This is a genomic window from Streptococcus pseudopneumoniae, from assembly GCF_001072315.1.
GTDB lineage: Bacteria > Bacillota > Bacilli > Lactobacillales > Streptococcaceae > Streptococcus > Streptococcus pseudopneumoniae_R.
Genome location: NZ_JVLI01000110.1, coordinates 1 through 3,691, shown reverse-complemented (window position 1 = coordinate 3,691; position 3,691 = coordinate 1). Strand labels below are relative to the sequence as shown.

General features: G+C 38.9%; 4 protein-coding genes. All 4 read left to right on the top strand.

Annotation, left to right across the window (positions count from 1 at the left end; genetic code table 11):
- Positions 1-275 precede the first annotated feature (275 nt).
- The 4 genes from rplK to ADH54_RS05710 all read left to right on the top strand — a co-directional run bounded on the left by rplK (position 276) and on the right by ADH54_RS05710 (position 3,491).
- A complete protein-coding gene (gene rplK / locus ADH54_RS05725) occupies positions 276-701 on the top strand; it encodes a 50S ribosomal protein L11 (protein WP_001085807.1) in 426 nt (141 codons plus the stop codon).
- A 207-nt stretch (positions 702-908) separates the two neighbouring features.
- Entirely contained in the window at positions 909-1,598 is a 690-nt protein-coding gene (gene rplA / locus ADH54_RS05720) for a 50S ribosomal protein L1 (protein WP_001085675.1), read from the top strand.
- A gap of 536 nt (positions 1,599-2,134) precedes the next feature.
- Positions 2,135-2,893: a class I SAM-dependent methyltransferase gene (locus tag ADH54_RS05715; protein WP_049524371.1), complete on the top strand. Its 759-nt coding sequence runs from the start codon at positions 2,135-2,137 to the stop codon at positions 2,891-2,893.
- Between the two features lie 85 nt (positions 2,894-2,978).
- Positions 2,979-3,491: an adenine phosphoribosyltransferase gene (locus ADH54_RS05710; RefSeq protein WP_001049318.1), complete on the top strand. Its 513-nt coding sequence runs from the start codon at positions 2,979-2,981 to the stop codon at positions 3,489-3,491.
- Positions 3,492-3,691 lie beyond the last annotated feature (200 nt).

The following is a 3,691-nucleotide window of genomic DNA, read 5'->3' as shown; positions in this document are numbered from 1 at the left end:
AAAATCTCTTCAAACCACGTCAGCGTCGCCTTACCGTAGGTATGGTTACTGACTTCGTCAGTTTTATCTGCAACCTCAAAGCTGTACTTTGAGCAGCCTGCGGCTAGCTTCCTAGTTTGCTCTTTGATTTTCATTGATTTTCATTGAGTATAAAAAATAAACTTTTCTCTTGCAATTTCAGATAAATAGTGTATAATAGATGGGTATGTGAAAAGCATACTTGTGGGAGGTAAAAATCTCTAATTACCGCCAAAACCACAAAGGAGGATTTAAAAATGGCTAAAAAAGTCGAAAAACTTGTAAAATTGCAAATCCCTGCTGGTAAAGCTACACCAGCTCCACCAGTTGGACCTGCTCTTGGTCAAGCTGGTATCAACATCATGGGATTCACAAAAGAGTTCAACGCTCGTACAGCTGACCAAGCTGGTATGATCATTCCAGTTGTTATCTCAGTTTACGAAGATAAATCATTTACTTTCATCACTAAAACACCACCAGCTGCTGTTCTTTTGAAAAAAGCTGCAGGTGTTGAAAAAGGATCAGGTACACCTAACAAAACTAAAGTTGCTACAGTTACTCGTGCGCAAGTACAAGAAATTGCAGAAACTAAGATGCCAGATTTGAACGCAGCAAACGTAGAGTCTGCAATGCGTATGATCGAAGGTACTGCTCGTTCTATGGGATTCACTGTTGTTGACTAATCAATAACACAGTAGAAAATCTCACAGCAGTCTATTAGTTGCTTTTCATACTAGGCAAGTGACTGATGCTTGTACTTGGGTACAGCAAGGGAACTTAACGACGTAGGAAAAGAGAAATAATAGACTGAAAACCCGCAAGACTTCATCATTTCGAGAAGTGACGTGGGAGATGAAAATCGATTGAACCACTTACAAGGAGAATAGAAAATGGCTAAAAAAAGCAAACAACTTCGTGCTGCTCTTGAGAAAATCGACAGCACAAAAGCATACAGCGTAGAAGAAGCTGTAGCACTTGCAAAAGAAACTAACTTTGCAAAATTTGACGCAACTGTAGAAGTTGCTTACAACTTGAACATCGACGTTAAAAAAGCTGACCAACAAATCCGTGGAGCAATGGTATTGCCAAACGGTACTGGTAAAACTTCACGCGTTCTTGTTTTCGCACGTGGTGCAAAAGCTGAAGAAGCAAAAGCTGCTGGTGCAGACTTTGTTGGTGAAGATGACCTTGTTGCTAAAATCAACGATGGATGGTTGGACTTCGACGTAGTTATCGCTACACCTGACATGATGGCTCTTGTTGGACGTCTTGGACGTGTCCTTGGACCACGTAACTTGATGCCAAACCCTAAAACTGGTACTGTAACAATGGATGTTGCTAAAGCAGTTGAAGAGTCTAAAGGTGGTAAAATCACTTACCGTGCTGACCGTGCAGGTAACGTTCAAGCAATCATCGGTAAAGTATCATTTGAAGCTGAAAAATTGGTTGAAAACTTCAAAGCTTTCAACGAAACAATCCAAAAAGCAAAACCAGCTACAGCTAAAGGAACTTACGTAACAAACTTGACTATCACAACTACTCAAGGTGTTGGTATCAAAGTTGACGTAAACTCACTTTAATCAGTAGTTTATACAGAGAGAACGAGTACGAAAGTGCTCGTTTTTTTTGGCGTACGACGGGCATGTCGTATATCTGAGGTGTAAGTCCTCCGTGGGCACCCGCTACCGGTGAACCCAATAGCAATTCCCAAGCCTGACTATCGTGAGGTAGCGGGCAGAGGAAGGGATAGCGAAATCATAGCTCTACGAACAGAAAGGTGGAGGTTCGTAGAGCGGATGAAGATGAGGGCAATTCCAAAGTACAAAAATAGTCGTAACCTGAATGTGTAAATGATGGGAGGAGTTGAATTGGAACTAGAGAGGTAATAATAAATTTATACTCTTCGAAAATCAAATTCAAACAACGTCAACGTCGCCTTGCCGTACTCAAGTACAGCCTGTGGCTAGTTTCCTAGTTTGCTCTTTGATTTTCATTGAGTATTATACTATAGTCATGGTGGTTTGTATGCTTTTGATTATAGTTCATCAAAAAATAGATTAGAATTGTCAGATAATATCATTTTATGTTATAATGAAGAAAAAACAGAGGTGTTCAAATGTCAGAAGCAGGTCATAAGTTTTTAGCAAAACTGGGGAAAAAACGCTTACGTCCAGGTGGAAAACGTGCTACAGATTGGTTAATTGCAGAAGGAGGATTTTCAAAAGAAAAGAGAATACTAGAGGTTGCGTGTAATAGGGGAACTACAGCAATTGAGTTGGCACAGCGTTTTGGTTGTAAGATAACTGCTGTTGATATGGATGCTCAAGCTTTAGAAGTGGCTAAAAAATCTGCTGAAACGGCAGGTGTTGGCCATTTAATCAGTTTTGAAAGAGCTAATGCAATGAAACTTCCTTATGAAGATGCTAGTTTTGATATTGTTATAAATGAAGCTATGCTGACTATGCAAGCCGATCAAGCTAAGAAAAAATGTGTAATGGAATATCTAAGGGTTTTAAAACCTGGAGGTCTTCTCTTGACACATGATGTGCTTCTTAAGGAAGCTAAAGAGTCTGTCAGACAGGAATTATCACAAGCAATTCATGTAAATGTAGGTCCTTTAACTCAAGATGGTTGGGAACAGGTGATGATAGAATCAGGTTATCGTGATGTGAAAGTATTGACTGGTGAAATGACATTAATGAAATTATCGGGTATGATTTATGACGAAGGTTGGCTAGGAACCTTGAAAATTTGTGTAAATGCTTGTAAAAAGGAGAATAGAAAGCAGTTTTTAACTATGTATAAAATGTTCGCTAAGAATAAAAAGAAATTAGGCTTTATTGCTATGGCTAGTCATAAATCGTTAAATCGTTAGATAATCATTGAAGTTAACTTTTCCTTTTTTCTTTCTTAAAAAATATGCTATAATAGAGAGTAAAAACTTTGAAAGAAAGAAAAAGATGAATTTAAAAGATTACATTGCAACAATTGAAAATTATCCGAAGGAAGGTATTACTTTCCGTGATATCAGTCCTTTGATGGCTGATGGAAATGCTTATAGCTACGCTGTTCGTGAAATCGTTCAGTATGCTACTGACAAGAAAATCGACATGATTGTAGGTCCTGAGGCTCGTGGTTTTATCGTGGGCTGTCCAGTTGCCTTTGAGTTGGGAATTGGTTTCGCGCCTGTTCGTAAGCCAGGTAAACTGCCACGCGAAGTCATTTCTGCTGACTACGAAAAAGAATACGGTGTTGATACCTTGACTATGCACGCGGATGCCATCAAGCCAGGTCAACGTGTTCTTATCGTAGATGACCTCTTGGCAACAGGTGGAACTGTTAAGGCAACTATCGAGATGATTGAAAAACTTGGTGGTGTTGTAGCAGGTTGTGCCTTCCTTGTTGAATTGGATGAATTGAATGGCCGTGAAAAAATCGGTGACTACGATTACAAAGTTCTGATGCATTATTAATGAAAAACAGTCCCTAGGGCTGTTTTCTCTACATTAGGATATAAAAATAGACTATAGCTAGTTAGAGAAAAAGTATAATTGAAAACTATATCTTCTTGCAGTATAATAAAAGGACTAAGTGTTTGAGATTTAGTTTCATACTCAATGAAAATCAAAGAGCAAACTAGGAAACTAGCCGCAGGTTGCTCAAAACACTGTTT

Excerpts from the sequence above, each read along its gene's own strand:
- rplA (WP_001085675.1), top strand. The coding sequence starts at position 909 with ATGGCTAAAAAAAGCAAACAACTTCGTGCTGCTCTTGAGAAAATCGAC.
- ADH54_RS05715 (WP_049524371.1), top strand. The coding sequence starts at position 2,135 with ATGTCAGAAGCAGGTCATAAGTTTTTAGCAAAACTGGGGAAAAAACGC.
- rplK (WP_001085807.1), top strand. The coding sequence starts at position 276 with ATGGCTAAAAAAGTCGAAAAACTTGTAAAATTGCAAATCCCTGCTGGT.
- ADH54_RS05710 (WP_001049318.1), top strand. The coding sequence starts at position 2,979 with ATGAATTTAAAAGATTACATTGCAACAATTGAAAATTATCCGAAGGAA.